26 protein-coding genes are annotated in these 24,109 nt (G+C 71.8%); 18 read left to right on the forward strand and 8 right to left on the reverse strand.

Translation table 11 applies throughout. The features are described from left to right. Positions 1-1,781 (forward strand): glycosyltransferase (locus tag E1212_RS17445; protein WP_203416951.1); only part of this gene is annotated, 1,781 nt, incomplete at its 5' end. On the opposite strand, the gene E1212_RS17450 is transcribed toward E1212_RS17445, so the two are convergent. Further along, positions 1,735-2,565, reverse strand: coding sequence for an SDR family NAD(P)-dependent oxidoreductase (locus E1212_RS17450; protein ID WP_162605526.1), 831 nt, complete (start codon positions 2,563-2,565; stop codon positions 1,735-1,737). The two genes, E1212_RS17445 and E1212_RS17450, sit on opposite strands and share 47 nt — an antisense overlap. 61 nt (positions 2,566-2,626) lie before the next feature. Between E1212_RS17450 and E1212_RS17455 the strand changes: the two genes are divergently transcribed. Beyond that, positions 2,627-3,286, forward strand: coding sequence for a nucleoside/nucleotide kinase family protein (locus E1212_RS17455; protein ID WP_131984721.1), 660 nt, complete (start codon positions 2,627-2,629; stop codon positions 3,284-3,286). Here the strand turns inward: E1212_RS17455 and E1212_RS17460 are convergent. After that, the gene (locus E1212_RS17460; protein ID WP_131984723.1) at positions 3,279-5,102 is read right to left on the reverse strand and encodes an ABC transporter ATP-binding protein; all 1,824 of its coding nucleotides are present in this window, start codon (positions 5,100-5,102) and stop codon (positions 3,279-3,281) included. The genes E1212_RS17455 and E1212_RS17460 overlap by 8 nt on opposite strands. Next, positions 5,102-6,880 (reverse strand): ABC transporter ATP-binding protein, encoded by a 1,779-nt coding sequence (locus E1212_RS17465; protein ID WP_131984725.1) that lies wholly within the window; start codon positions 6,878-6,880, stop codon positions 5,102-5,104. Before E1212_RS17465 ends, E1212_RS17460 begins: the two co-directional genes overlap by 1 nt. A 100-nt stretch (positions 6,881-6,980) precedes the next feature. Here E1212_RS17465 and E1212_RS17470 point away from each other — a divergent pair, with 100 nt between their 5' ends. Genes E1212_RS17470 through E1212_RS17480 form a run of 3 tightly spaced genes read left to right on the forward strand, consistent with a single transcriptional unit; the run spans position 6,981 to position 8,556 of the window. Further along, entirely contained in the window at positions 6,981-7,355 is a 375-nt protein-coding gene (locus tag E1212_RS17470) for a BlaI/MecI/CopY family transcriptional regulator (protein ID WP_131984727.1), read from the forward strand. Continuing rightward, complete coding sequence (locus E1212_RS17475; RefSeq protein ID WP_131984729.1) at positions 7,352-8,239, forward strand: M56 family metallopeptidase; 888 nt, start codon at positions 7,352-7,354, stop codon at positions 8,237-8,239. The genes E1212_RS17470 and E1212_RS17475 overlap by 4 nt, the downstream gene beginning before the upstream one ends. Next, complete coding sequence (locus E1212_RS17480; RefSeq protein ID WP_131984731.1) at positions 8,236-8,556, forward strand: hypothetical protein; 321 nt, start codon at positions 8,236-8,238, stop codon at positions 8,554-8,556. Before E1212_RS17475 ends, E1212_RS17480 begins: the two co-directional genes overlap by 4 nt. A gap of 67 nt (positions 8,557-8,623) precedes the next feature. Here E1212_RS17480 and E1212_RS17485 read toward each other — a convergent pair whose 3' ends face one another. Then, a complete protein-coding gene (locus tag E1212_RS17485) occupies positions 8,624-10,102 on the reverse strand; it encodes a glutamate-cysteine ligase family protein (RefSeq protein ID WP_131984733.1) in 1,479 nt (492 codons plus the stop codon). A gap of 39 nt (positions 10,103-10,141) precedes the next feature. After that, on the reverse strand, positions 10,142-11,563 hold the full coding sequence (locus E1212_RS17490; RefSeq protein WP_131984735.1) for an Nramp family divalent metal transporter: 1,422 nt from the start codon (positions 11,561-11,563) through the stop codon (positions 10,142-10,144). A gap of 142 nt (positions 11,564-11,705) precedes the next feature. Here E1212_RS17490 and E1212_RS30030 point away from each other — a divergent pair, with 142 nt between their 5' ends. Then, positions 11,706-12,161 carry a hypothetical protein gene (locus E1212_RS30030; protein WP_203416952.1) on the forward strand — a complete coding sequence of 152 codons (456 nt, stop codon included), beginning with the start codon at positions 11,706-11,708 and terminating at the stop codon, positions 12,159-12,161. Positions 12,162-12,167: 6 nt separating this feature from the next. Beyond that, positions 12,168-12,809: a DUF4037 domain-containing protein gene (locus E1212_RS30035; RefSeq protein WP_203416959.1), complete on the forward strand. Its 642-nt coding sequence runs from the start codon at positions 12,168-12,170 to the stop codon at positions 12,807-12,809. On the opposite strand, the gene E1212_RS17500 is transcribed toward E1212_RS30035, so the two are convergent. After that, a complete protein-coding gene (locus E1212_RS17500; protein WP_131984737.1) occupies positions 12,781-13,200 on the reverse strand; it encodes a VOC family protein in 420 nt (139 codons plus the stop codon). The two genes, E1212_RS30035 and E1212_RS17500, sit on opposite strands and share 29 nt — an antisense overlap. Before the next feature lie 130 nt (positions 13,201-13,330). Here E1212_RS17500 and E1212_RS17505 point away from each other — a divergent pair, with 130 nt between their 5' ends. Further along, positions 13,331-13,924 (forward strand): dihydrofolate reductase family protein, encoded by a 594-nt coding sequence (locus E1212_RS17505; RefSeq protein WP_131984739.1) that lies wholly within the window; start codon positions 13,331-13,333, stop codon positions 13,922-13,924. A gap of 85 nt (positions 13,925-14,009) precedes the next feature. Here the strand turns inward: E1212_RS17505 and E1212_RS17510 are convergent, their stop codons facing one another. Both E1212_RS17510 and E1212_RS17515 read right to left on the reverse strand, forming a co-directional pair. Continuing rightward, positions 14,010-15,569 carry a DHA2 family efflux MFS transporter permease subunit gene (locus E1212_RS17510; RefSeq protein ID WP_131984741.1) on the reverse strand — a complete coding sequence of 520 codons (1,560 nt, stop codon included), beginning with the start codon at positions 15,567-15,569 and terminating at the stop codon, positions 14,010-14,012. After that, positions 15,566-16,030: a MarR family winged helix-turn-helix transcriptional regulator gene (locus tag E1212_RS17515; RefSeq protein ID WP_131984743.1), complete on the reverse strand. Its 465-nt coding sequence runs from the start codon at positions 16,028-16,030 to the stop codon at positions 15,566-15,568. The genes E1212_RS17510 and E1212_RS17515 overlap by 4 nt, the downstream gene beginning before the upstream one ends. 226 nt (positions 16,031-16,256) lie before the next feature. Between E1212_RS17515 and clsA the strand changes: the two genes are divergently transcribed. From clsA to E1212_RS17565, 10 genes are all read left to right on the forward strand, one after another. After that, a complete protein-coding gene (gene clsA / locus E1212_RS17520; protein ID WP_203416953.1) occupies positions 16,257-16,859 on the forward strand; it encodes a cardiolipin synthase ClsA in 603 nt (200 codons plus the stop codon). A gap of 57 nt (positions 16,860-16,916) precedes the next feature. Beyond that, a complete protein-coding gene (locus E1212_RS17525; protein ID WP_162605527.1) occupies positions 16,917-17,777 on the forward strand; it encodes a DUF881 domain-containing protein in 861 nt (286 codons plus the stop codon). Next, complete coding sequence (locus tag E1212_RS17530) at positions 17,774-18,106, forward strand: small basic family protein (protein ID WP_131984747.1); 333 nt, start codon at positions 17,774-17,776, stop codon at positions 18,104-18,106. Before E1212_RS17525 ends, E1212_RS17530 begins: the two co-directional genes overlap by 4 nt. After that, a complete protein-coding gene (locus E1212_RS17535; RefSeq protein ID WP_131984749.1) occupies positions 18,099-19,232 on the forward strand; it encodes a DUF881 domain-containing protein in 1,134 nt (377 codons plus the stop codon). Before E1212_RS17530 ends, E1212_RS17535 begins: the two co-directional genes overlap by 8 nt. Positions 19,233-19,302: 70 nt before the next feature. After that, positions 19,303-19,689, forward strand: a complete 387-nt coding sequence (gcvH, locus tag E1212_RS17540) for a glycine cleavage system protein GcvH (protein ID WP_131984751.1) — start codon at positions 19,303-19,305, stop codon at positions 19,687-19,689. 176 nt (positions 19,690-19,865) lie between these two features. Continuing rightward, positions 19,866-20,402 carry an FHA domain-containing protein gene (locus tag E1212_RS30465; RefSeq protein WP_131984753.1) on the forward strand — a complete coding sequence of 179 codons (537 nt, stop codon included), beginning with the start codon at positions 19,866-19,868 and terminating at the stop codon, positions 20,400-20,402. 71 nt (positions 20,403-20,473) lie between these two features. Continuing rightward, positions 20,474-21,142: a transcriptional regulator FtsR gene (gene ftsR, locus E1212_RS17550; protein ID WP_131984830.1), complete on the forward strand. Its 669-nt coding sequence runs from the start codon at positions 20,474-20,476 to the stop codon at positions 21,140-21,142. Positions 21,143-21,236: 94 nt separating this feature from the next. Continuing rightward, positions 21,237-21,713: a bifunctional nuclease family protein gene (locus E1212_RS17555; RefSeq protein ID WP_131984755.1), complete on the forward strand. Its 477-nt coding sequence runs from the start codon at positions 21,237-21,239 to the stop codon at positions 21,711-21,713. 157 nt (positions 21,714-21,870) lie between these two features. Beyond that, complete coding sequence (locus tag E1212_RS17560; protein ID WP_420814391.1) at positions 21,871-22,482, forward strand: MerR family transcriptional regulator; 612 nt, start codon at positions 21,871-21,873, stop codon at positions 22,480-22,482. Between the two features lie 115 nt (positions 22,483-22,597). After that, positions 22,598-23,584, forward strand: coding sequence for a glutathione S-transferase family protein (locus tag E1212_RS17565; RefSeq protein WP_131984759.1), 987 nt, complete (start codon positions 22,598-22,600; stop codon positions 23,582-23,584). Positions 23,585-24,109 lie beyond the last annotated feature (525 nt).

Raw genomic sequence — 24,109 nt, forward strand, 5'->3', positions numbered from 1 at the left:
CTCCACCTCCACCTCCGCCCCCGCCGCGGCACGAGCGGGTGCCACGGCGCGTCCGGCACGGAGTCCGCTTCCCGTGGTGGCTGCCGAACGTCGGCGTCGCCGCCGCCGCGGTCGCGCTGTTCGTCGTCGTCGCGGGCAACGGCGTGCAGGGGCCGGCAGCGGGCACGGCGGCGTGGTGGGTGCTGACGGTGACGCTGCACCTGCCGATGCTGGTCATCGTCGCGTTCCTGAGCGGCGGGGTGATCGAGCGGCTCGGCTACTTCTGGCGCGGCCGACGGCCGGAGCGGCCCGGCCGGCTGCCGTTCCGCTACCCGTCGGTGTGCGTGCAGTTGCCGATGTTCAACGAGCACGCCGTCGCCGCACGGGTCATCGAGGCGGCGTGCGCGCTGCGCTGGCCTCGCGACCGGCTCACGGTGCAGGTGCTCGACGACTCCACCGACGGCGACACGCGCGCGCTGGTCGACGCCGTCGTGGCGCGGATCCGGGCCGGCACCGGCGTGAACGTGCAGGTGCTGCGTCGCGAGCACCGGCACGGGTACAAGGCCGGCGCGCTCGAGGAGGGCCGCAAGCGCACCGACGCCGAGTTCATCGCGATCTTCGACGCCGACTTCGTGCCGCCGCGCGACTACCTGCTCCGGGCCATCCCGCACTTCTATGGCCCCGGCGGCGTCCCGGACCACGGGCTGGCGCTGGTCCAGGCGCAGTGGGGGCACCTCAACCACGACGAGTCGGCGCTGACCAGAGCGCAGTCGCTGTGGGTCGACGACCACCACACGCTGCAGATGTCGTGGCGCTCGGCGCGCTGGCGGTTCGTCAACTTCACCGGCACCGCGGGCGTGTGGCGCGCCGCGGCGGTCGAGGCGGCGGGCGGGTGGCGGGCGGCCAGCCTGGTCGAGGACTGCGAGCTGAGCTTCCGGCACCTGTTCGCCGGCTACCGCACGACCTTCGTCAAGGAGATCGTCGCGCCGGCCGAGCTGCCCGCCACCTACACCGCCTACAAGGCGCAGCAGAAGCGCTGGACGCAGGGCTGGGTGCAGGTGCAGCGGATGCACCTGGCGACGCTGCTGTTCCGGCACCGCTGCTCGCCGGGCCGCCGGCTCCATCTCGTCTACCACATGTGCACCAGCTGGCAGTGGCCGCTGTGGGGCCTGTGGATCACCGTGCTGCCGGCGCTGATCCACAGCGGGCTCTGGTTCGGCGCGCTGGGCACCGCTGCCGGCGTGGCACTGTACGTGCTCCCGAGCCTGCTGTGGATGTCACTCGTCACCGCACTGGCCTCGGCCGAGACCCGCCACACGTACACCGAAGGCCTGACGCCGTCGTCGTTCCGGCGCCGGTTCGCGCGGATCCTGCCGTACCTCGTCGTCAACACCGGCATGCTCCCGCACCAGTTCAGCGCGTTCACCGAGGGGTTGTTCGGGCCGATGCACAGCGAGTTCGAGCGCACCCCCAAGGCGGGCGACGCCGCGTCCGCGGCCGGCGCCGGCGCCGGCGCGACTCGGCCGCGGCGCTACGGCGTCAAGGTGCACTGGCCGTACGTGGCGGCCGAGCTGTTCTGCGTCGCCTACCAGCTGGCCTGGGCGAGCGTGTTCCTGGCCGAGGGCCTGGTGTGGTGCGCGCTCGGCGCCGGCTACGTCGCCGCCTGTGTGGCGTACCTGTTGTTCCGGTACGGCGACCACGCGGGCAAGGTGCTGTTCGTGCTCGACCCGCACCGGCTGCTCGGCGCGCGCCGGGTCAGGCGGTCGCGGCGGGCAGAACGGGTGCCAGCGCCTGCTGGGTGAGCTCCTCGAGCAGCTCCTCGGTAACGGGGTCGAGCGCGACGGGGTTCGGGGTGGCCGGGCGCCGCTCGTCGTAGTAAGTGCCGTTGTCGTGGTCGCGCCGCACGACGTCGAGCAGGTTCGCGGCGGCGTGCTCGGGGGAGTCGCCGCCGGCGGAGAACATGGCGTGCAGCAGGCCGGTCGCGATGACGCCCGGGTGGATGCTGACGATGTCGACGGTGTCGCGCGGACGATGGGTGGCGAGCCGGCAGGTCCACGTGACGAGCGCCAGCTTCGACCGTGCGTACGCGGCCGCGGGGGAGTAGCCGTTGCCGGCCCAGGTGAGGTCGTCGAGCCGCAGGCTCGCCGAGTAGTGCGTGGCCGACGCGACGTTGACGATGCGCCCCGGCCGGCCCGCGCCGACGGTGTCGAGCAGCAGCGTCGTCAGTACGACCGGCGCCAGGTAGTTGACCTGCAGTGTCGCCTCGTGGCCGTCGCCGGTGAGGGTGCGTGCCGGCGGCCCGGGCCGGGCGGCGTTGTTGATCAGCACGTCGATGCCGCCGGGGCAGGCCGCGCGGGCGTCGTCGGCCAGCCGCGCGACGTCGGCCAGGTCGTCGTAGTCGGCCCGCAGGTAGACGACGTCGGTCCGCTCCGACAGCTCGCCGACCAGTCCGGCGACCTCGGACTCGTCCTGCGGCCCGTGCACGACCAGCCGCTGCGGTCCCGCGGCCGCGATCGACAGCGCCGTCGCCCGGCCGATGCCGGACGTCGCACCCGTGAGGAGGATCGTGGACCCGCCGACCTGCATGAGAGCCTCCCGCTGCCCGACGTCTGAGGTCACAGTAGGGCACGAAGATGACAGTGACAGCATGGTCGGTGTGCGGGTGGAGCCGGTGACCGAGGACGTGCTGGTGGCCCGCATCGTCGACCTCGTCCTCGCGCATCGGGGGAGCGACGACGGCGACGGCGACGGCGGCGGCGCCGTCCGGCTCCTCGTCGACGGGCATCCCGCGACCCGCCCGGACCGGCTGGCCGACGCGCTGGTCGAACCGCTGCGGACGGCGGGACGCCCGGTCGCCCGGATCCGCGTGGCCGACTTCCTGCGGCCGCGGTCGCTCCGGCTGGAGCGGGGCGCGGAGGACCCGGACTCGCTGCTGGACGCGTGGATCGACGCCGGTGCGCTCAACCGCGAGGTGCTCACCGCCGTCGGGCCCGGCGGCACCGGCCGCTACCTGCCGAGCCTGCGCGACCCGGTGACCGACCGCTCGACCCGCGCGCCGTACGTCGACGCGCCGCCCGGACTGGTGGTGGTGCTGGACGGGGCGCTCACGCTGGGGGCGTGGCTGGACCTCGACCTGACGGTGCACCTGGCGCTGCGCCCGGCGACGCTGCGCCGGCTCACGCCTCCGGAAGAGGCCTGGATGCTGCCGGCCTACGAGCGCTACACCGCCGAGGTGGACCCCGAGACCGCTGCCGACCTGGTGGTCCGCGCCGACGACCCGCGGCACCCGGCCGTGGTGGTCAGCTGACCTCGACGCCGACGAAGCCGGTGCCGGGGCGGTAGTCGGGGGACTGGTGCCGGAAGTAGGTGTTGTAGACGTCGCAGTAGGCGCCGCCGGCCAGCAGCAGCGACTCGTGCGTGCCCTCTTCGACGATGCCGCCGTCGCGCATGACGATGATGCGGTCGGCGTGCTCGATGGTCGACAGCCGGTGCGCGATGACGATGGACGTGCGCCCGGCCAGCGCGACGTCGAGCCCCTCGGAGATCTGCGCCTCGGTGAGCGGGTCGACGCTGGCGGTGGCCTCGTCGAGGATGACGATGGACGGGTCCTGCAGCAGCAGCCGGGCCAGCGCCACCAGCTGCCGCTGGCCCATGGACAGCGCCGAGCCGTGCTCGCCCACCTCGGTGGCCAGGCCGTCGGGCAGGGCGTCGAGCCAGTCGCCCCCGGCCACCGACCGGGCGGCCGCGCCCACCTCGTCGTCCGTGGCGCCGGGGCGCGGGTAGCGGATGTTGTCGGCCACCGTCCCGGAGAACAGGAACGGCGACTGCGGCACGACGCCGAGCTGGTGGCGGTAGCCGGTGAGCTCGACGGCGCGGATGTCGGTGCCGTCGACCAGGATGTGGCCGCCTTGGAACTCGTAGAAGCGCACCAGCAGCCGGCCGATGGTCGACTTGCCCGCGCCGGTGTGCCCGACCAGCGCGACGGTCTCGCCGGCCTCGATGGTGAGGTCGAACCCGTCGAGCACCGGGTGCTGCGGCGAGTACCCGAACGTGACCGAGCGGAACTCGATGCGCCCGCTGAGCCGGCCGACCGGCCGCGGGTCGCGCTGCACCACCGCCGGCTCGGCGTCGATGAGCGCGAACACCCGCTCGGATGCCGACAGCCCCTGCTGGAACTGCGACCAGAACGACGCGATGGAGGTCAGCGGCAGCCAGAACAGCGCGACGCTCTGCAGGAACAGGTACCAGTCGCCGGCGGTGATGTCGCCGTCGAGCACCCGCCCGCCGCCGACGTGCACCAGCATGACGGTGGCCAGCCCGGCCACCGCGAACAGCGCCGGGAAGATCGCCCCGAACACGAAGCCCTGCTTGAGCGTGACCCGGTAGTTCTGCCCGTTGATGGGCCGGAACTCGTCATAGACGGTCTGCTCCTGGCGGAAGTTCTTCGCCACGGAGATGCCGCCCATGGTCTCTTGCAGCGTCGCGTTGACCAACGCCTGCGACCGCTGCTGGTGCCGGGTGGTCTCGCGGGCGATGCGCCGGAACCCCAGCGCCATGGCCACGATGATCGGCACGACGGCCATGACCAGCAGCGCCAGCCCGAGGTTGCGGGTGAAGAGCAGGACGGTGATGAGCCCGACCAGCAGCACCTGGCTGATGAGGTTGAGCGTCAGGGTGACGACGGTGGCGAAGTCCTCGGTGTCGGACGTGACCCGGCTGACCACCTTGCCGGAGGAGTGCTCGTCGTAGAAGGACATGTCGCGGTCGAGGACGGCGTCGAAGGCGTCCCCGCGCAGCTCCAGCACGACGTCGCCGACCACCGTCGCGGTGTACCAGCGCTGGATGAAGTTGAACACCCAGCCGAGCACGCCGGTGACCAGCACCGCCGACACGAGCGCGACGACCAGGCCGGTGGTGCGGTCGTCGACGATGCGGTCGAGGCCCTCGCTGACCACGATGGGGAACGCCGCCTGCATGAGCGACTGTGCCACGATGGCCGCCGCGACGAACCCCATGACGCGCGCCTTGGGCCGGAAGTAGCGCAGGATGCGCGCCAGCAGCTCGCGGTCGTCGTAGGTGCGGTCGTACGCCTCGGCGTCGAGGCCGTCCATGATGAAGGCCATCAGCCGCTCACCTCGTCGTAGTGGGCGAAGATGCGCCGGTAGAGCGCGCAGCGGCCGAGCAGCTCGTCGTGCGAGCCCTCGTCGACCAGCCGGCCGCGCTGCAGCAGCAGCACCTTGTCGGCCCAGCGGATCTGCGACAGCCGGTGGGTGATGAGCAGCGTGGTGCGGCCCTCGAGGACGCGCTGGATGGCCCGCTGGATCTCGTCCTCGGTGGCGCTGTCGATGGCGCTGGTGGAGTCGTCGAGCACGAGGATGGCGGGGTCGGTGAGCAGCGCGCGGGCGATGGCGAGGCGCTGGCGCTGCCCGCCGGACAGCGTGACGCCGCGCTCGCCGATGACGGTGTCGTAGCCGTCGTCGAGGGCCGTGACGAACTCGTGCGCCTGGGCATCGGTGGCCGCCCGGACGACGTCGTCGCGAGAGGCCTGCTGGCCGAGGCTGAACGCGATGTTCTCGTGCACCGGCCGGCTGAACAGCACGATGTCCTGCTCGATGGTGGAGATCTGCGAGCGCAGGGAGTCGAGGTTCCACTGGCGCACGTCGACGCCGTCGACCAGGATGCGCCCGGAGCCGACGTCGTAGATGCGGTTGACCAGCTTCGTGAGCGTGGTCTTGCCCGCGCCGGTCTCGCCGACGACGGCGACCGTCTGGCCGGGCTCGATGCGGAACGAGAGGTTCTCGAGGACCGGCTGGCCGCCGTAGCTGAACGTGACGTCCTGGAACTCGACGGCGCCGCGCATGGGCGCGACGTGGCCGGCCTCGTTGTGGTCGAGCTCGGTCTCTTCGCGCATGAGCGTGAGCAGCCGCTCGGCGCTGGCGAGGCCGTTCTGGACCAGCGAGAACGAGAAGATCGAGATGAACGCCGGGAACCCGAGCAGGCCGAGCAGCCCGATGTAGGTGATGAGCCCGCCGACGCTCAGCTCGCCGGCGTCGAGCAGCCAGAGCCCGTGCAGCAGGCCGCCCGCCGTCGCCACCGCCAGCAGCAGCGTCGGCAGGTAGCGGGCCTGGATGAGGCCCTGCTCGACGTAGGCGTCGCGGTAGCGGCGAGCGTTGCGGCCGAACTTGCCGAGCTCTTGCTCCTCCTGGCCGGTGGCCTTGACCACCTCGATGCCGCGGATGGTCTCGTTGAGCCCGGCGTTGAGCGTGCCGTAGTTCTCACGCAGCCGCGTGGACACCGGCGAGAGCTGGCGCATGAAGCGGCGGATGGACCAGACGAACGCGACGGCGAAGATCAGCGGCGCGACCAGCAGCCGCGGGTCGAGGAACGCGATGAAGACGATGGGCACGATGCCCTGGGTGAGGGAGTCGACCAGCAGGTCGATGCCCGGGCTGAACATGGTGCCGAGCTGGCGGACGTCGCCCGCGCCGCGGGCCATGAGGTCGCCGACGCGCTGCCGATTGTGGAACGTCTGGCTCTTGCCGAGCAGGCTGACGTACAGCTCGTCGCGGGCGTCGCGCTCGATGCGCTTGGCCAGCACCTCGGTGCACAGCCGGGCGACGAAGTCGAGCACCGACCGCGCGAGCACCACGACCAGCAGGATCACCACGATGGTGGTCAGCTCGGCCCGGCGGTCGGCGGTGGAGTCGAGGACGGTGTCGAAGGCGTCGCCGACCTGCCCCGGGACCATCGAGTTGAGCACGACCATGACGACCGAGCCGATCAGGAAGCCGGCGAGGTGCCATGGGTGGCGCAACTGGTGGGACAGGATCCATCGCACCGGCCCGCGCCGGTCGTACTCCGGCTGGCCGGCGACGGAGAACTCGGTGCGCGCCAGTGTCATCGTCGGAAGTTCTAACACGCGGCACTGACAGACCTCACCTGGTTAAACCGCGGGGCCTATGCTCACTGGTCGGAGACGGGACGAGCGGGGAGGAGCGCCGATGGCCAGAAGCCGCCTGGGATCGCTCGAAGCGGCCGTCATGGACGTCATGTGGGCGTCGCCCGCGCCGCTGACGGTCCGGCAGGTCGCCGAGGCCCTGGCGTCGTCGCGCGCCGTCGCCTACACCACCGTGCTCACCGTCATGGACAACCTCTTCCGCAAGGACGTGCTGGCCCGCGAGCTCGAAGGCCGGGCGCACCGGTACCGTCCGCGCACGTCGCGCGACGAGTTCGCCGCCGACCTCGTCGAGTCCGCGCTGTCGGACAGCCCCGACCCGGCCGCGGTGCTCATCCGCTTCGCCGACCGCCTCGAAGAGGCCGACGTCCGCCGGCTGGTCGAGGCGCTGGAGCAGCACCAGGGACGCGGCCGGCGGTGACGGCGCTCGCGGTGGCCGCCGCCGGAGTGTCGGGGGCGTGGCTGCTGCCCGGTCCGCTGGCCGCAGCGCGGTGGCCGTACCGGTTCCCGCGGGCGGGCATCGCGGCCTGGCTGCTGCTCTTCCCGGCGACGGCGGGCGCGCTGCTGGCGGCCGGGCTCTCGATGTCACTGCACCTGCTGTCCGATGGCCCCGGCCCGGAGCACGTGGGCGGAGCCGCGCTGGACACAGCGATCGCCGTCGCCGAGATCGTGCTGGTGCTGGCGGGAGCGGCCGCCGTCGCGACGACGGTGCGCCGCGCGACGGTCGCCCGGCGCACGCACCTGCGCGACCTCTCGCTGGTGGCCCGGCCGACGGCGCACACCGGCGTCCTCGTGGTCGACGCCGCCCAGCCCGCCGCGTACGCCGTCCCCGGCCGGCACGGCGCCGTCGTCCTGACGACCGCCGCCCGCGACGCGCTGAGCCGGCCCGAGCTCGCCGCCGTCCTCGAGCACGAACGGGCCCACCTGCGCGCCCGCCACGACCGCCTGCTGACGGTGACCGGCACGTTCGCCGCCGCCGCGCCCTGGGTGCCGGCCGCCCGGGTCGCTCACCGTGCCCTGCGGATGCTGGCCGAGATGCACGCCGACGACGCCGCCGCCCGGCGCACCTCTCCCTTCACGACGGCGACGGCACTGGTCAAACTCGCGACGACGGCGGCGCCGCCGTCGGCACTGGCCGTCGCCGGGACCGACGTCGCCGCCCGGGTCGAGCGGCTGCTCGCCCGCGCCGCCGAGCCGCGGGTGCACGGGCGCTGGCCGATGGTGCTCGCGCTGGCCGGCCTGGGCGCGCTGGCCGCCGTCCCCGCCGAGGTCCTCGCCGTCGCCCTCTGGCGTTCTACGGCGTGAACCCGTACCGCGCCAGTGACCACGATCCGGTCCTGGTCGGCCTGCGGACCACGCCGGTGAGCGCCTGCCCGTCGCCGGACCCGAGCCCGACCGTGGTCCTCGGCACCGTCGACAGCGGCGTGCCGAACCGCGACACCGGCGACGGTTGCACCGTCGACGACCTCATCGACGACGAGGGGGAGTGGTCGTCGCGTGGCCTCTTCGTCCGCCACGTCGACGAGGTGACGCGCGAGCTGGTGACGGCCGGCGTGCTCGACGCCCGGGAGCGGACGGCGATCCTGCTGGCCGCGGGCCGCTCCGACGTGGGCCGCAGCTGAGCCCGCACCGGGCCGCGGGCTGACCCCGTCAGTCCGCGGCCCGGTCCGCCCGCCGTGATCGCACGGCTCAGTCCACCGCCCAGGTGTGGACGGGCTCGTTGGTGTGCATGTGCTCGACGTAGGAGCCGAGCATGCCGCGCAGCGCCTCGCCGCGTTCCATGGCCGTGCCGTCGAACCGCTTCCGGAACGCCGCCACCTGCCAGTCCGACCCCGTCTGCCGCCGGGTGCAGCGCTGCTCGATGATGCCGAGCAGGCGCTCCTGCTCCGCGGTGTCGACGTTCCAGCGGCGCAGGCCCTCGTAGGCCAGCGGCAGCAGCCGGCGCAGGACCAGCTCGGCCACCGGCACGTGCCCCAGCCCCGGCCAGTACACCTGGGCGTCCATGCCGTCGCGGGCGCAGGCGTGGAAGTTCTCCTCGGCCGCGCTGAACGACATCTGCGTCCAGACCGGCCGGTCCTCCTCGGCCAGCGTGCGCACCAGCCCGTAGTAGAACGCGCCGTTGGCCAGGGTGTCGGCGACGGTGGGACCGGCCGGCAGGACGCGGTTCTCGACCCGCAGGTGGGCCCGGCCGCGGACGACGTCGTAGACCGGGCGGTTCCAGCGGTAGATGGTGCCGTTGTGCAGGCGCAGCTCGGCCAGTTCCGGGGTGTCGCCCTGGTCGAGCACCTCGACGGGGTCCTCGTCGGACACGATCGGCAGCAGTGCGGGGAAGTACCGCACGTTCTCCTCGAACAGGTCGAAGATCGAGGTGATCCACCGCTCGCCGAACCAGACCCGCGGCCGCACGCCCTGCGCCTTCAGCTCCTCGCTGCGGGTGTCGGTGGCCTGCTCGAACAGCGCGATGCGGGTCTCGGCCCACAGCTGCTTGCCGAGCAGGAACGGCGAGTTCGCGCCGACGGCGATCTGCACGCCGGCGATGGCCTGGGCGGCGTTCCACATGGCGGGGAACTGCTCGGGGCTGACCTGCAGGTGGAACTGGGTGCTCGTGCAGGCGGCCTCGGGGACGATGGTGTCGCACGAGACCCGCAGCCGCTCGGTGCCGGTGATGGCCAGGTGCAGGTCCTCGCCGCGGGCGGCCAGGATCTGGTCGTTGAGCAGCTCGTAGCGCGGGTTCACCGACAGCGCGTGCCCGCTCATGTGCTCCAGCCGGAGCGTCGGCAGGATGCCGATCATCGCGAGATGGGCGCCGACGGCGCTCGCCTTCCGTTCCGCGGCGTTCAGGCTGGCGCGCACGTCCTCCTCGAACGCCGACACGCCGGCGCCGTCGAGCTCACGCGGGGCGAGGTTGATCTCGAGGTTCCACTGCCCCAGCTCGGTCTGGAAGGCCGGGTCGGCGATGGCGGCCAGCGCCTCGGCGTTGCGCAGGGCGGGGTCGTTGTCGCCGTCGACGAGGTTGAGCTCGATCTCGAGGCCCGTCATCGGGCGGTCGAACTCGAACTGCGCCTCGCGCAGCATGCGCTCGAACGCGTCGAGGCACCGGCGCACCTTGGTCCGGTACTTCGTCCGATCCGCCCGGGTGAACTCCTGCCGGCCCACGTCCTCGCCCATGTGACCTCCAGCGGCTCGTCAGCACAGTATGACCCCAGCTCACCCGAACAGCTCGCCACCTTGCTGCCAGATCGTGAGCGCCGACAGCACGCCGAACAGCAGGCACGCCCACACCAGTGCGGCGACGCGGCCCTTCGACGGCTGGATGGCCGGCGCCAGGGACCGCTTGTTCAGCAGGATCAGCAGGCCGCTGTAGAGGAACATCATGAAACCGCCGACGCACGCGGCGATCACCACCAGCACCAGCGGCTGGTCGAACCCGACGCCCAGGACGACGATCCCGATCACGACCAGGCCCCACACCAGCCCGAAGTACAGGTGGCTCTCCTTGGCCCGCGGCAGGTACGACGTCCTCAGCACGTCGGCGGCCAGCCGGCTCGTGTAGTCGACGATCCCCAGCGCCGCCGCGAACAGCGACAGCGCGCCGATGAACCAGAAGAACGCGCCGAACCAGTCGCCGACGGCGTCCTTGAGCTCCTCGCCCTGCACCTGCAGGAAGCCGATGTCGTCGGGCAGATCGGGCAGGCCGAACACCGTCGAGTACGACAGCAGCGACATGAACGTGATCGACACGAACGTGATGAGCACGAACGTCGTCAGCTGCTCGATGTTGGCGAAGCGCCACCAGCGCCGCCAGCGGTCGAGGTTGTCCGCCGTCGGCTCGAAGACGTACCCGGCGCCGGGGGCGGCCTCGGGCTCGCCGGTCACCGGGCTCTCGATGCGCGGCACGTAGGAGCCCATGCCGAAGCCCTTGTCGCGGATCCAGTTGCTCTGGCACAGGTTCTGCCCGCCGCCCGCGCCGGCGAACGCGAGCGCGCCCAGCAGGACCGCGAACCCGAGCTCCTCGTACGGCAGCTGGGGCGATGCGACGATGTCGGCGGTGTCGCGCCAGGCGTCGGCCGTGACCGCGAACACCCCGCCGACCACGATGAGCAGCAGGACGGCCGCGACCTTGACCATCTGGATCCGCTCGAGCGCGACGTAGACGACCGGCGCCAGCGACAGGATCAGGCCGATCGACACCAGCATGCCGACGGCGATCCAGGTCGCGTTCCCGCCCCAGAGGTACGTGACCAGCGTCGCCGAGCTGGTCGCCCAGCCGGGCCACAGGTTCGCGAAGTACGTGAGGATCGCGAACACCAGGCCCCAGTGCCGCCAGAACCGGCTGAACCCCGTCAGCGCCGTCTCGCCGGTCGCGAGCGTGTACCGCTCGATCTCCATGTTGAGGAAGTACTGCGTGACCAGCCCGACCAGCGCGGCCCACACGAAGACCAGGCCGACCTGGCTGGCGATGTACGGGTAGAGGATGAACTCGCCCGACGCGAGACCGACACCGGCCGCGACGATGCCCGGCCCGACGATGCGGGCGGTCGACGACGGCGGCTCGGGCAGCGGCTCGACCCCCGGCGGCGGCAGGTGCGTGGAACGGAGCCGGTCGATGACGGACGTGCGCTCATCCATGACGCCTCCTCGGGGGACAGGCGAGCCGGTGAAGCGCTTACCCGCCGTCCGGTGCCGGTATGCGCCGGTGTGCCACGATGAGTTCCGGGCACGCGTGCGGTCGGTAGGGCGGGACGCCCGACCACGAGGCTCTGGAGGACCGTTGACGTTCGTGCCCGGGCTGGACCTCGCCGAGGCGTTCTACCGCGAAGTGCTGGAACCGCTGGTCGGCGTGCCGCACGCCGCCGCGCTGCTCGGCGAGGGGTCCGAGGTGCTCGGCTTCGACACCGCGCGCTCCACCGACCACGAGTGGGGACCGCGGGCGCAGCTCTTCGTCGACGCGGACCAGATCGAGCCGGTCCGCGAGCGGGTCGCGGCCGGCTTGCCCGCGCGGTTCCGGGGCGTGCCGACGGTGTGGTTCTCGCTGGCCGCGGGGGAGCCGGCGCACCACGTCGAGGTCACGACGGCGGGCGCGTGGCTGTCCGCGGCGCTCGGAGTGGAGGTCGCCGACGGCGTCGGCCCCGGCACCGCCGACCGGCTCGACGGGGCCGACTGGCTGGCGCTGCCGCAGCAGCGGCTGCTGCACGTCACGGCCGGCCGGGTGTTCCGCGATGACTAGGGCGAGCTGACGGCGGCCCGGAAAGCTCTCGCGTGGTACCCGGACGACGTCTGGCGGTGGATGGTCGCCACTCAGTGGCATCTGATCGGCAACGCCGAGCCGTTGCGGGCGCGCTGCCGCGAGGTGGGCGACCGGCGCGGTGCGGCGCTGCTGACCGCACGGCTGGTCCGGCTGGTCATGGAGCTGGCGTTCCTGCTGGAGCGGCGCTACCGGCCCTACGACAAGTGGTTCGGCAGTGCGTTCGCGCGGCTCGAGGTCGCCACCGTCGTCGGTCCGCTCCTCGATCGCGCCCTCTCGGGGGAGAGCGGCGCCGACGGTGACTCCGTCGTCGCCGCCCTGGCCGAGCTGGGGCGACGGCACGACGCGGCCGCCGTCAGCGACACCGTCACGCCGTCGGTCGGACCGTTCGATGTCGGAGTCGGCGGCGCCGTCCGCCCGTATCTCGTCAGCAACGCCGGCGCCTACGCCGCGGCGACCAGGGCCGCCATCGCCGACCCGAGGTTGCGCGAGCTGCTCCCCGTCGGCGCCGTCGACCAGCTGACCCACGGCGACGACACGTTGGTGACGTTCTCGGCGTGGCCGCGCCGGCTGGCCGGCGTCTACCGCGCCGAGCTCGGGATCACTGCTGCGGGGCGCCCAGGATGTTGACCATCCAGGTGATGCCGAAGCCGTCGACGCACATGCCGAAGGTGTCGCCCCAGGGTGCCTTCTCGAGCGGCATGGTGGCCTGGCCGCTGCCGGCGAGCTTGTCCCAGTACCCGCGCAGCTCGGCCTCGTCGGAGCCGCTCAGCGAGATGGAGATGCTGCCGCCGGGGGTGAGCTCCATGCTGTTCGGGGTGTCGGCGGCCATGAGGACCAGGTCGTTCTCGGCTGTGAGTTGGCCGTGCATGATCTTGCCGGCCTCGGCCGGGTCCTCACTGGCGCCGAAGTCGGCGAACGTGCTCAGCTGCAGGTCGCCGCCGAAGACGGTCTGGTAGAACTCCAGCGCCTGCCGAGCGGTGTCGCGGAACCCGATGTAGGGGTTGAGTCGCGTGCTCATGGGGGGTCGACCTCCTCGTCGAACCGCCGGATCCGCGGACGCGATCCGTGCGACGACGACACTAGACCCGCTCCGCTGCGCGGTGACGGGAAGGCCGCGTGAACATTGAGCACCGGAAGGACGTGACCCGATGGGAACGGTGCTGTCGAGCTTCTCGACCTCACTGGACGGCTTCGTCGCGGCGCCCGACGGCAGCGTCGGGCCGCTGTTTGACTGGTACGGCAACGGTGACGTCGAGGTGCGGCCGCCGGGGTACCCGATCACCTTCCACATGACGCAGGCCAGCGCCGACTACTGGAACCGCACGGCGACGTCCGAGGGCGCGTTCGTCACCGGCCGGGCGCTGTTCGACTACGCCCGCGGCTGGGGTGGCCGCCCGCCGAACGACGCGCCCACCTTCGTCGTCACCCACCGCCCGCCGCCGGATGACTGGCCGCCGTTCCCCGACGCCCCCTTCACCTTCGTCGGCGACCTGCCGACGGCGATGGCCATGGCCCGCGAGGTGGCCGGCGACGACGGCGACATCGGCGTGGCCGGGCCCGGCCTCGCCCAGCAGTGCCTCAACGCCGGCTGGCTGGACGAGGTCCGCATCGACCTGGTGCCGGTGCTGCTGGGGCGGGGGATCCGCTACTTCGACAACCTCGACTCGCAGGTGATGCTCGACGACCCCGAGGTCGTGGAGGGCTCCCGCGTCACCCACCTCCGCTACCGCGTCCGCCACTGATCAGGGTGGCGGACGCGGAGAGTGGGGAGCCCCGGTCGGCGACTCGCCGACCGGGGCCCTCCCCGTCGAACCCGGGAGAACCGGGTCAGTGCAGCACGACCGGAGGCGCCTGGCTCGCGTCGCCCTCGTCCTCGCCCTCTTCGCGGGGATCGGTGCGCAGCTCCTGCCTGCTCCGCGGCAGGAAGAACGCCGGGATGAGGCAGAGCACCACGAGCACGATCGCCACCAGGTAGGTGTTGCCGAACGCGCCCGCCAGAGCCGACTGGCCGGCCGCCGCGACCTCTGGGGGCAGCTGCTCGACGGCGTCGGCCTGGACGGCGCCGTAGAACGCGGTCGCCGACTCGTTGTTGATGATGTTGTTGGTCAGGATGACCGACATGACGGCGGTGCCGATGGAGCCGCCCGTCTGCTGGATGATGTTCATCAGCGTCGACCCGCGGGCCACCTCGCCGTGCGTGAGGCTGGCCAGCGCGGCGGTCATGATCGGCATCATCGTCATGCCCATGCCGAGGCCCATGACGAACAGCGAGCCCAGCAGGAGCGGGTAGGACGTGTCGGCCTCGAGCTGGGTGAAGGTCCCCATGCCGATGGCGATGAGCACGATGCCGCCGAGCACCAGCTTGCCGGGGCCCGCCTTGTCGGTGATCCGGCCCGCGATCGGCATCGTCACCATGGCGCCGAGACCCTGCGGCGCAATCAGCAGGCCGGCCATCAGCGTGCTCTCGCCGCGGACCTGCACGAAGTAGCCGGGGAACAGCAGGCCGGCGCCCATGAACGCGACGATGAACAGCGACATCGTGACGACGGCGATGGTGAGGTGCCGGTTGAGGAACAGCCGCAGGTCGATCAGCGGGTGGCTCTTGCGCAGCGCGTGGAAGACGAACGCCACGACCAGCGCCAGGCCCAGGACCGCCGGGACCAGCACCTCGGCGTTGTTGACCGTGCCGTGCTCCGGGATCGACGACACGCCGTACAGGAACGCCGCGAGGCCGGGGGAGAGCAGCGCCATGCCGACGAAGTCGAAGGTCTCGGACGGCTGCTCGGTGTCCTTCGGCAGCACCCGCCACGCCGCGATGATGCCGACGATGCCGATGGGCAGGTTGATGAGGAAGATCCAGTGCCAGGACGCGACGTCGATCAGCCAGCCGCCCAGGATCGGGCCGCCGATCGGGCCGAGCAGCATCGGGACACCCAGCACCGCCATGACGCGGCCGACGCGGTCGGGGCCGGCGGCGCGGGTCATGATGGTCATGCCCAGCGGCATCAGCATGCCGCCGCCCAGACCCTGCAGCACCCGGGCGCCGATGAGCGGGCCGATGTCCCAGGCCATGGCGCACAGCACCGAGCCGAGCGTGAACAGGACCAGCGAGGTCAGATAGAGCCGCTTCGTGCCGAACCGGTCCGCCGCCCAGCCGCTGATGGGGATGACCGCGGCCAGCGCGAGCGTGTACGCCGTCATGGTCCACGCGACAGTGGCGTAGGTGGCGTTGAACTCGGACTGGAAGGTCGGCAGCGCGATGCTGACGACCGTGATGTCCAGGATCGACATGATGGCGCCGAGCACCACCACACCGGCGACCTTCAGGACGCCGCGGTCGAGCTTGTCGTCGGACCCGGTGTCGGGGGGTCCGGCCGGTGCACTCATGAGAGTTGTTCCTCCAGGCGAGTCGGTGCGGATGGTTCGACGATCGGAGCGAGCGCGGCGAGGAGCCGGTCCCGGTCCGAGGGATCGAGGGAGCGGGCGAACCCCACCAGGGCGTTGCGGCGGTGCGTGTCGATCTCGGTCATGATCGTCCGTCCCGCCTCTGACAGGGAGACGAGCCGGACGCGGCGGTCCTGTGGGTCCTCACGCCGCTCGACCAGGCCGTGCGCGAGGAGCCGGTCGACGTTGCGGCCGGCCGTGGCCAGCGTGAGGTCGAGCAGGTCGGCGAGTTCGTTGATGGGCAGCGCCGTGTCGTGCTGGCCGAGGGTGATGAGGCAGCGGAACTGCGAGATGGAGAGATCCAGCTCGACCATGGACCGCAGGTCGGAGTCGGCCTTGGAGCAGGCGACCTGACGAAGGAAGGCCTCGAGGGAACGGACGAGCTCGTCCTCGGACGCGGGCACCCGAAAATACTAACGCAGCTGCAACCATTGCGGATGTGATAGCTATCACGCGCGCACCCGCCGACCCCCATGACGGCAAGGATGACCGCCGCGGACGCCGTCGCGCATCGCATTTTTCCGTGCCCTCCGCTGGCCGCCACACCATCAAGACGCACGACCGGGCCCGATTGTGACGCGTACTCTTGGGTCGGCTGCCGGCCACGGGGCGATCGGGGAAGGACGGGCTGTGAAGGCGCAGGAGACCGAGGTACAGACCGACCGGGTGTTCACGATCCCGAACGTGCTGTCGTTCCTGCGGCTGCTCGGCGTTCCCGTGTTCCTCTGGCTCGTGCTGGTCGAAGAGGCCGACACCCTGGCGATCATCCTGCTCGCGGTGTCGGGGTTCACCGACTACCTCGACGGCTACCTCGCCCGCCGCTGGAACCAGATCAGCCGCGTGGGCCAGCTGCTCGATCCGCTGGCCGACCGCCTCTACATCTTCACGACCATCATCGCGCTGACGGTGCGCGAGGTCATCCCGCTCTGGTTCGCCGTCCTGCTCGTCGCGCGCGACGTGTACATGACGGGCATCGTGGCGCTGTTGCGTGTCCGCCGCGGCATCACCGGGCTGCCGGTCCACTTCCTCGGCAAGTCCGCGACGGCCTGCCTGCTGTACGCGTTCCCCCTGCTGCTGTGGGGCGACGGCGACGGCACCGTCCCCATGCTGGCGCGGGTGTTCGGCTGGGCGTTCGTCATCTGGGGCGTCGCGCTGTACTGGTGGGCGGCGGTGCTCTACACCGAGCAGACCCGCAAGGTGCTCGCCGAGCCCGGCCCCGCACGGAATTCCTGACCACCTGGCACGGATGTCGGCGTGGAACGATCCGGGACGCGTGCGAGCATGGGGGGCGTGGCGACAGGGCAGGCTCCTCGCGTCCGTCCGCTCCGGCGGCCGGACGAGTCGATGTCGCTGCTCAACGACCTCTTCGCCAAGCCGCTCGAGCCGGGGTACGAGGACGCCGCCGCCCGGCGCCGCGCCGCGGGCGAGAAGCCGACGTCCGAGCGCACCTGGCGCTCGCCCGCCCTGGCCCTCGGGCTGGTCGCACTCGGACTGTTGCTGACCATGGCGGTGGTCGAGGTGCGCAACACCGCTAGTGTGGTCTCCTCGGAGCGGCAGGGGCTCATCGAGCAGATCCACAACGAGGACGCGCGTGTCAGCCGGCTCCAGGACGACGTCACCGCCCTGGAGTCCGAGATCAGCGAGCTCGAGGACTCTCTCCTGCAGAACTCCGCGACCGGGCAGCAGACGCGGGAGGAAGTCGAGAGCTTGCAGGCGACGACGGGTGCGGTCGCCGTCACGGGGCCAGGCGTGGTGGTCACGGTCGACGACGCCGAGGAGCAGAACGCCGAGGACGGGACCGACCGCGTCCTCGACGTCGACCTGCAACAGGTGGTCAACGGGCTGTGGGCCGCCGGAGCCGAGGCCGTCAGCATCAACGGCCAGCGCATCACGCCGCTCACCGCCATCCGCCAGGCCCAGGACATCATCCAGATCAACTACCGGCCCATGAACGCGCCCTACGAGGTCTCGGCGCTCGGCGACTCCCGGTCGCTGGCCAACGACTTCGCCCACAGCGCCGGCGGCCGGTGGCTGAGCAGCATCGCCGGCAAGAACGGCATCTACTACAAGGTCAGCTCGCACGACTCGCTGACCCTGCCCGCCGGCAATACGCCGCTCTCCTATGCGACCCCGGGGGAGGGCGCGTCGTGATCCCACTCGCGGGGCTCGTCATCGGCATCCTGGCCGGTCTCTACTTCGACGTGACGGTGCCACTGGAGCTGCAGCCGTACCTCCCGATCGCCATCGTCGCCGCGCTCGACGCGGTGTTCGGAGGCATCCGGGCGGTCATGGAGGGCATCTTCAACGACAAGGTCTTCGTCGTCTCGTTCATCGCCAACGTGCTCATCGCCGCGTTCATCGTGTTCCTCGGCGACCAGCTCGGCGTCGGCTCACAGCTGTCGACGGCGGTGATCGTCGTGCTCGGCATCCGCATCTTCACCAACGTCGCGACGATCAGGCGGCACATCTTCCATGCCTGAGCCCAACGGCGCCACCGACCGCACCGACGCCCCTCGCGACGGCGTCGACTCCCCGCCGGGGTCCGGCGGCCCCACCGGCCTGCCCGACACCGGCAGCGGCTCGGCGATCCCGCCCCGGCACGCGCACCGCCACGCCGCGGCGGAACCGGAGACCGACGCCGCCGCCCCCGTCGAGCCGGTCGACGCTCCGGGCGGCTCCGACGCCGTCGAACCGGAGGGCGACCCGGAGCCCGTCGGCGACCGGCAGGACGACGATGCTCCCGAGCCGGAGGCCCGTGACGGCGACGGCGCTCGCGTGGACGACGGCGACACGGCCGAGCCGGCGCCGGCGCAGCGGTTCGTGCCCAGCGGCGGTGGCAGCCAGTTCACGCCGGCCGCGCCGTCGGGCACCCGCCGGCTCTGGAACGCCGTCACCCAGAAGCCCGACGGCGGCCAGCTCCTCGTGGCCGTCCTGGTCGCGCTGCTCGGGTTCGGCGCCGCCCTCCAGGTGCGCGCCGACGACGACGACACGCTCGCCAATGCCCGGCGCGACGACCTCGTGCAGATCCTCGACGGGCTGCGCCGGCAGGCCGACCGCCTCGACGACCACGTGGGCGAGCTCGAGGCCGACCGCCGCGACCTCATCAGCGGCGCCGACACCGAGCAGGCGGCGCTCGAGCAGGCCCAGGAGCGGGCCCGCACCACCGGCGTGCTGGCCGGCACCATCCCGGCCACCGGGCCGGGCATCATCCTGACCGTCAGCGATCCCGACCACAAGGTCAACTCCATCGTCATGTTGCGCGCCGTCAACGAGCTGCGGGTGGCCGGCGCCGAGGCGATCCAGATTCGCGGCCAGGGCAACGACTCCGCGGTCCGGGTGGTCGCCGAGACGTCGTTCGTCAACCCCGAGCTCGACGTCCTCGAGGTCGGCGGCGAGGTCGTGGAGCCGCCCTACGAGGTGGTCGCCATCGGTGAGCCCAGTGAGCTGAGTGGCTCCATGACGTTCCCCGACGGCGTCGTCGACCGCATCGAGCAGAACGGCGCCGAGGCCACCGTCGACGAGTACGACGAGCTCACCGTCGACGTGTTGCACGAGCCGCGGGCGCCTCAGTACGCTCGCCCGGCGCCGGAGGACGAGGACGAATGAGCCCGGCCGGCACCACCAGCCCGCCGCACCCCGCCGACCGGCCGTCCGTGCCGCTGAGGAGGCAGATCCGTTGTATCCCGACGACCTGAGGTACACCGCGGAACACGAGTGGGTCCGCAGCCCCGGCGAGGCCGACGGCAGCGTCCGCATCGGCATCACGCACTTCGCCCAGGAACAGCTCGGCGACATCGTCTACGTGCAGCTGCCGGCCGTCGGCGACGAGGTCACGGCCGGCGGCGTCTGCGGTGAGCTCGAGTCCACCAAGAGCGTCAGCGAGCTGTTCGCGCCGGTCACCGGCACCGTCGTCGCCCGCAACGAGGAGCTCGACGCCGCGCCCGAGCAGGTCAACTCCGACCCGTACGGCGCCGGCTGGATGATCGAGATCGTCCCGGCCGACACCGGGGCCGTCGACCAGCTGCTCTCCGCCGACGAGTACCGCTCGCAAGTCGAGGGGTAGGCGGCTGCTCGGTCCGCCCCCGCAGATAGGGTCGAATCCTCGGTTGACCCCTGGCGGGAGCCGGATCTAGGTTGCCAACATCCGTAAACCCTCAGGCGCTGGTCGAGAGTCAGTGAGACACTCGTAGCGCCGACGAGTCGAAGTCGTGGGGAGACCCGCGGCGGGAGGCCAAGCCGATGCCGTTCTGCACCCAGTGCGGGCACCAAAACCCGTCCGACGCGAAGTTCTGCTCCAATTGCGGAACCCCGCTGGTCCGGCCCATGCAGCCGGCCGAGACGGGGGGTGACGCCACGAGCACCATGGCGATGGTGCGCGAGGAGACCGCACAGGTCGAGCGGGACGACACCGGTGACCTCGCGGCGGCCGACCAGGCCGCCGTCGACGCCCTGCCCGAGGGCAGCGCCCTGCTCGTGGTGCTGCGCGGCCCCAACGCGGGCAGCCGCTTCCTGCTCGACACCGACGTGGTGAGCGCCGGGCGGCACCCCGACTCCGACATCTTCCTCGACGACGTCACGGTCTCGCGGCGGCACGCGGAGTTCCGGCGCATGCCCGGCGGCTTCGTGGTGTCCGACGTCGGCAGCCTCAACGGCACCTACGTCAACCGCGACCGCATCGACGAGGTGGCGCTCAGCAACGGCGACGAGGTCCAGATCGGCAAGTACCGGCTCGTCTACTACTCCAGCCAGCACGGGTTCGGAGGCGGGCCGAGGTGAGCCCCGCCGAGGGGAACTCGGCGCGTGCCTCCGGGCCGGCGCGGCGCGACGCCGCGCCGGCCGGCCAGACGATGAGCATCGGCGAGGTGCTCGCTCAGCTGCGGCCCGACTTCGCCGAGGTGAGCATCTCGAAGATCCGGTTCCTCGAGACCGAAGGCCTGGTCGAGCCGCAGCGCTCGCCGTCGGGCTACCGCCGCTTCACCCCTGACGACGTCGCCCGGCTGCGCTACGTGCTCACCGTCCAGCGCGACCACTACCTGCCGCTGCGGGTCATCAAGGAGCAGCTGGCGCAGCTCGACAGGGGCATGGAGCTGGTCACCGAGGGCGGCAGCACGGTCACGCCGTACACCGCCGCGGCCGGGGGCACCGACGAGGTGCTGCTGCCGCGGGCCTCGCTGCTCGAGGCGGCCGGCATCGGCGACGACCTGCTGGCCGAGCTGGAGTCCTACGGGCTGGTGACGCCGCGCCGCGGGGGCGCGTACGACGCCGACGCCCTGCTGGTCGCCCGCACGGTCGGTGAGCTGGCGCAGTACGGTCTGCAGCCACGGCATCTGCGCGCCGTCCGCAGCGCCGCCGAACGCCAGGTCGGGCTGGTCGAACAGGTCGTCGCGCCGATGTTCCGGCAGCGCAGCGCCGATTCCCGCGGCCGCGCCGAAGAGGCCGCCGCCGACGTCGCCCGGCTCACCGTCCGGCTGCACGCGGCGCTCGTCGACGCCGGAATCCGCCGGCTGTCGCGCTGAGGCGCGCGGGCACGTCCCACTGAGGCGCGCGGGTGCGTCTCGCTGAACAGTTCTCCCGCTGAGCCCGGCCCGATGCGGGGGTAGTGTTGACGGTGTGCGCGAGCTAGACGTCGTGGGCGTCCGAGTGGAGATGCCCTCCAACCAGCCCATCGTCCTTCTGCGTGAGGTGGGCGGTGACCGCTTCCTGCCGATCTGGATCGGCGCGGTGGAGGCGACGGCCATCGCGTTCGCCCAGCAGGGCGTGGTCCCGCCGCGGCCCATGACCCACGATCTGTTCAGAGACGTGCTCGACGCCGTCGGCGTCACGCTCGAGCAGGTCCGCATCACCGAGGTGCGCGACAACACGTACTACGCCGAGCTGGTGTTCTCCGGCGGGCTCGAGGTGAGCTCGCGGCCGTCCGACTCCATCGCGCTGGCGCTGCGCACCGGGTCGCCCATCTACGCGTCCGAGCCGCTGCTCGACGAGGTCGGCGTGCTGATGTCCGATCCCGACTCCGAGGAGCAGGAGGACGAGGTCGCCCGGTTCCGCCAGTTCCTCGACGAGGTGACTCCGGAGGACTTCAGCGGCTAGGTGGCCGTGTGACTCGTGTGACTGATGTGATTCGTGTCTACAGCTGAAGTGAAGCTTGAGACTTGCCGCGTGTTGCATTGACCGGCGCAGGGCCCGGGCCTAACGTCACTCGTGTAACACGATGTCGCAATCGGCTTGGGACCACGAAGGGGTCGGCGTGAGCGCAGACAGCACATCCGGTACCGGCACGGCGGGTGACGCCGGTCGGACCGCCGCGGCCGGTCGCGCCGCCACCCGGCAGGGCCTGCTGTTCGAGGGCATGGTCGGTCCGGTCCCCGAAGACGTCGGCTACCGCGGGCCCACGGCCTGCAGCGCGGCCGGCATCACCTACCGCCAGCTCGACTACTGGGCCCGCACCGGCCTGGTCGAGCCGAGCATCCGCAGCGCCGCCGGGTCCGGCAGCCAGCGGCTCTACTCCTTCCGCGACATCCTGGTCCTCAAGATCGTCAAGCGGCTGCTCGACACCGGCGTCTCGCTGCAGCAGATCCGCACCGCGGTGACGCACCTGCGCGACCGCGGCGTCGAGGACCTCGCCGGCATCACGCTCATGAGCGACGGCGCCAGCGTCTACGAGTGCACCTCCGCCGACGAGGTCGTCGACCTCGTCCAGGGCGGCCAGGGCGTCTTCGGCATCGCCGTCGGCCGGGTGTGGCGCGAGATCGAGGCCACCCTCGTCGAGCTGCCGGCCGAGAAGCCCGGCGAGCCCCCGGCCGAGCACCCCGGCGACCAGCTGGCCGCCCGCCGTCGCGCCCGCGCGGTCGGAGCGTAACCGCCCGGGTCCGCCCCTCGCGTCTCGCGGACGCCCGCCCCGCACGGGGCGGGCGTTTCGCGTTTCCGGCGCGTTCTCGCGCGTTCCCCGCCCTGCGGGTGGGTAGTCCTCCTGCATGACGAAGCTGACCACGAACGACTCCGGCGAGTTCGTCCGCTCCGGGAACCGCTTCGACGACCGCATCACGGCCGGCGGCGCCTCGGGCTGGCCGGTCGAGCCGGGCCGGTACCGTCTCGTCGTCAGCCTGGCCTGCCCGTGGGCCAGCCGCGCCGTCCTGGTCCGGCGGCTGCTGGGTCTGGAGGGCGCCATCTCGATGGGCATCGCCGACCCCATCCAGGACGAGCGCAGCTGGCGGTTCACGCTCGACCCGGACGGCCGCGACCCCGTCCTCGGCATCCACTACCTCGCCGAGGCCTACGCCGCGGCGGACCCGTCCTACGACGGCGGCGTCTCCGTGCCGGCGATCGTCGACGTGCCGTCGGGCCGCTTGGTCACCAACGACTACCCGCAGCTCACGCTGGACCTCAGCACCGAGTGGCGGGAGCACCACCGTCCGGGCGCCCCCGACCTGTACCCCCTGGAGTGGCGTGACGAGATCGACGAGCTGAACGAGCTGATCTTCATGGACGTCAACAACGGCGTCTACAAGGCCGGGTTCGCGTCGTCGCAGGAGGCGTACGAGCGGGCGCACGACGCGCTCTTCGCCCGGCTGGACTGGCTGTCCGAGCGGCTCGCGACCCGCCGCTACCTGGTCGGCGACCACCTCACCGAGGCCGACGTGCGGCTGTTCACGACGCTGGTCCGCTTCGACCCCGTCTACCACGGCCACTTCAAGTGCAACCGGCACAAGCTCGCCGAGCTGCCGGTGCTGTGGGCCTACGCGCGGGACCTGTACCAGACCCCCGGCTTCGCGGGCACGGTGAACTTCGACCACATCAAGCGGCACTACTACCAGGTGCTCGACCAGCTGAACCCGTCGCGCATCGTCCCCGCCGGCCCGGACCTTTCCGGCTGGCAGGAGCCGCACCATCGCGAGGTCCTCGGCGGCACCCCCTTCGGCGAGGACGGCACGCCCCCACCCGACGTCTCCGATCTCGGCTGAGCGGCACCGTCGCGGCGCCGCCTCGCCACTGGAGCCTGCCCGACCATCGGGCGGCGCGGTTCCTGCCGCGTACCGGCTCGCCTCAAGTGCCATTCGCCCAGGTCGACCCGCCTCTGACGGACTGACGCGCGCTGCTAGAGGTCTGCGGTTGGTACCGACAGCAGACCTCTAACGCGCGTTGGCGCTCTGCGGTCGGTTGTGACGGCAGACCTCCATGCGCGGGTTGGAGGTGTGCGGTCGGTTGTGACGGCAGACCTCTAACGCGCGTTGGCGCTCTGCGGTCGGTTGTGACGGCAGACCTCCATGCGCGCCTTGGCGCTTTGCGGTCCGTTCCGACCGCACAGCTCTAGCGGCCCGGAGGGAACTTCCCGAGGCCCGGCTCGGCGGCGGCGGCGGGACCCGGTTGTCCACAGGGCGAAGGAATCGGCCGGGTTGTCCCCACAACGGACCTTCGGACCCGCCGCGACCGAACGGGACGTGTTCGGATGATCACATGGACGGCGAGCACGACGAGGACTGGATACC

The sequence above is a fragment of the Jiangella ureilytica genome, from assembly GCF_004348545.1.
In the GTDB taxonomy this organism is placed as follows: Bacteria; Actinomycetota; Actinomycetes; order Jiangellales; family Jiangellaceae; genus Jiangella; species Jiangella ureilytica.

Bases quoted from the DNA above. Each gene is read 5' to 3' on its own strand.
- E1212_RS17450 (WP_162605526.1), bottom strand. From the start codon at position 2,565: ATGCAGGTCGGCGGGTCCACGATCCTCCTCACGGGTGCGACGTCCGGC.
- E1212_RS17455 (WP_131984721.1), top strand. From the start codon at position 2,627: ATGGTCGGTGTGCGGGTGGAGCCGGTGACCGAGGACGTGCTGGTGGCC.
- E1212_RS17460 (WP_131984723.1), bottom strand. From the start codon at position 5,102: ATGGCCTTCATCATGGACGGCCTCGACGCCGAGGCGTACGACCGCACC.
- E1212_RS17465 (WP_131984725.1), bottom strand. From the start codon at position 6,880: ATGACACTGGCGCGCACCGAGTTCTCCGTCGCCGGCCAGCCGGAGTAC.
- E1212_RS17470 (WP_131984727.1), top strand. From the start codon at position 6,981: ATGGCCAGAAGCCGCCTGGGATCGCTCGAAGCGGCCGTCATGGACGTC.
- E1212_RS17485 (WP_131984733.1), bottom strand. From the start codon at position 10,102: ATGGGCGAGGACGTGGGCCGGCAGGAGTTCACCCGGGCGGATCGGACG.
- E1212_RS17490 (WP_131984735.1), bottom strand. From the start codon at position 11,563: ATGGATGAGCGCACGTCCGTCATCGACCGGCTCCGTTCCACGCACCTG.
- E1212_RS17500 (WP_131984737.1), bottom strand. From the start codon at position 13,200: ATGAGCACGCGACTCAACCCCTACATCGGGTTCCGCGACACCGCTCGG.
- E1212_RS17505 (WP_131984739.1), top strand. From the start codon at position 13,331: ATGGGAACGGTGCTGTCGAGCTTCTCGACCTCACTGGACGGCTTCGTC.
- E1212_RS17510 (WP_131984741.1), bottom strand. From the start codon at position 15,569: ATGAGTGCACCGGCCGGACCCCCCGACACCGGGTCCGACGACAAGCTC.
- E1212_RS17535 (WP_131984749.1), top strand. From the start codon at position 18,099: ATGCCTGAGCCCAACGGCGCCACCGACCGCACCGACGCCCCTCGCGAC.
- E1212_RS30465 (WP_131984753.1), top strand. From the start codon at position 19,866: ATGCCGTTCTGCACCCAGTGCGGGCACCAAAACCCGTCCGACGCGAAG.
- ftsR (WP_131984830.1), top strand. From the start codon at position 20,474: ATGAGCATCGGCGAGGTGCTCGCTCAGCTGCGGCCCGACTTCGCCGAG.
- E1212_RS17565 (WP_131984759.1), top strand. From the start codon at position 22,598: ATGACGAAGCTGACCACGAACGACTCCGGCGAGTTCGTCCGCTCCGGG.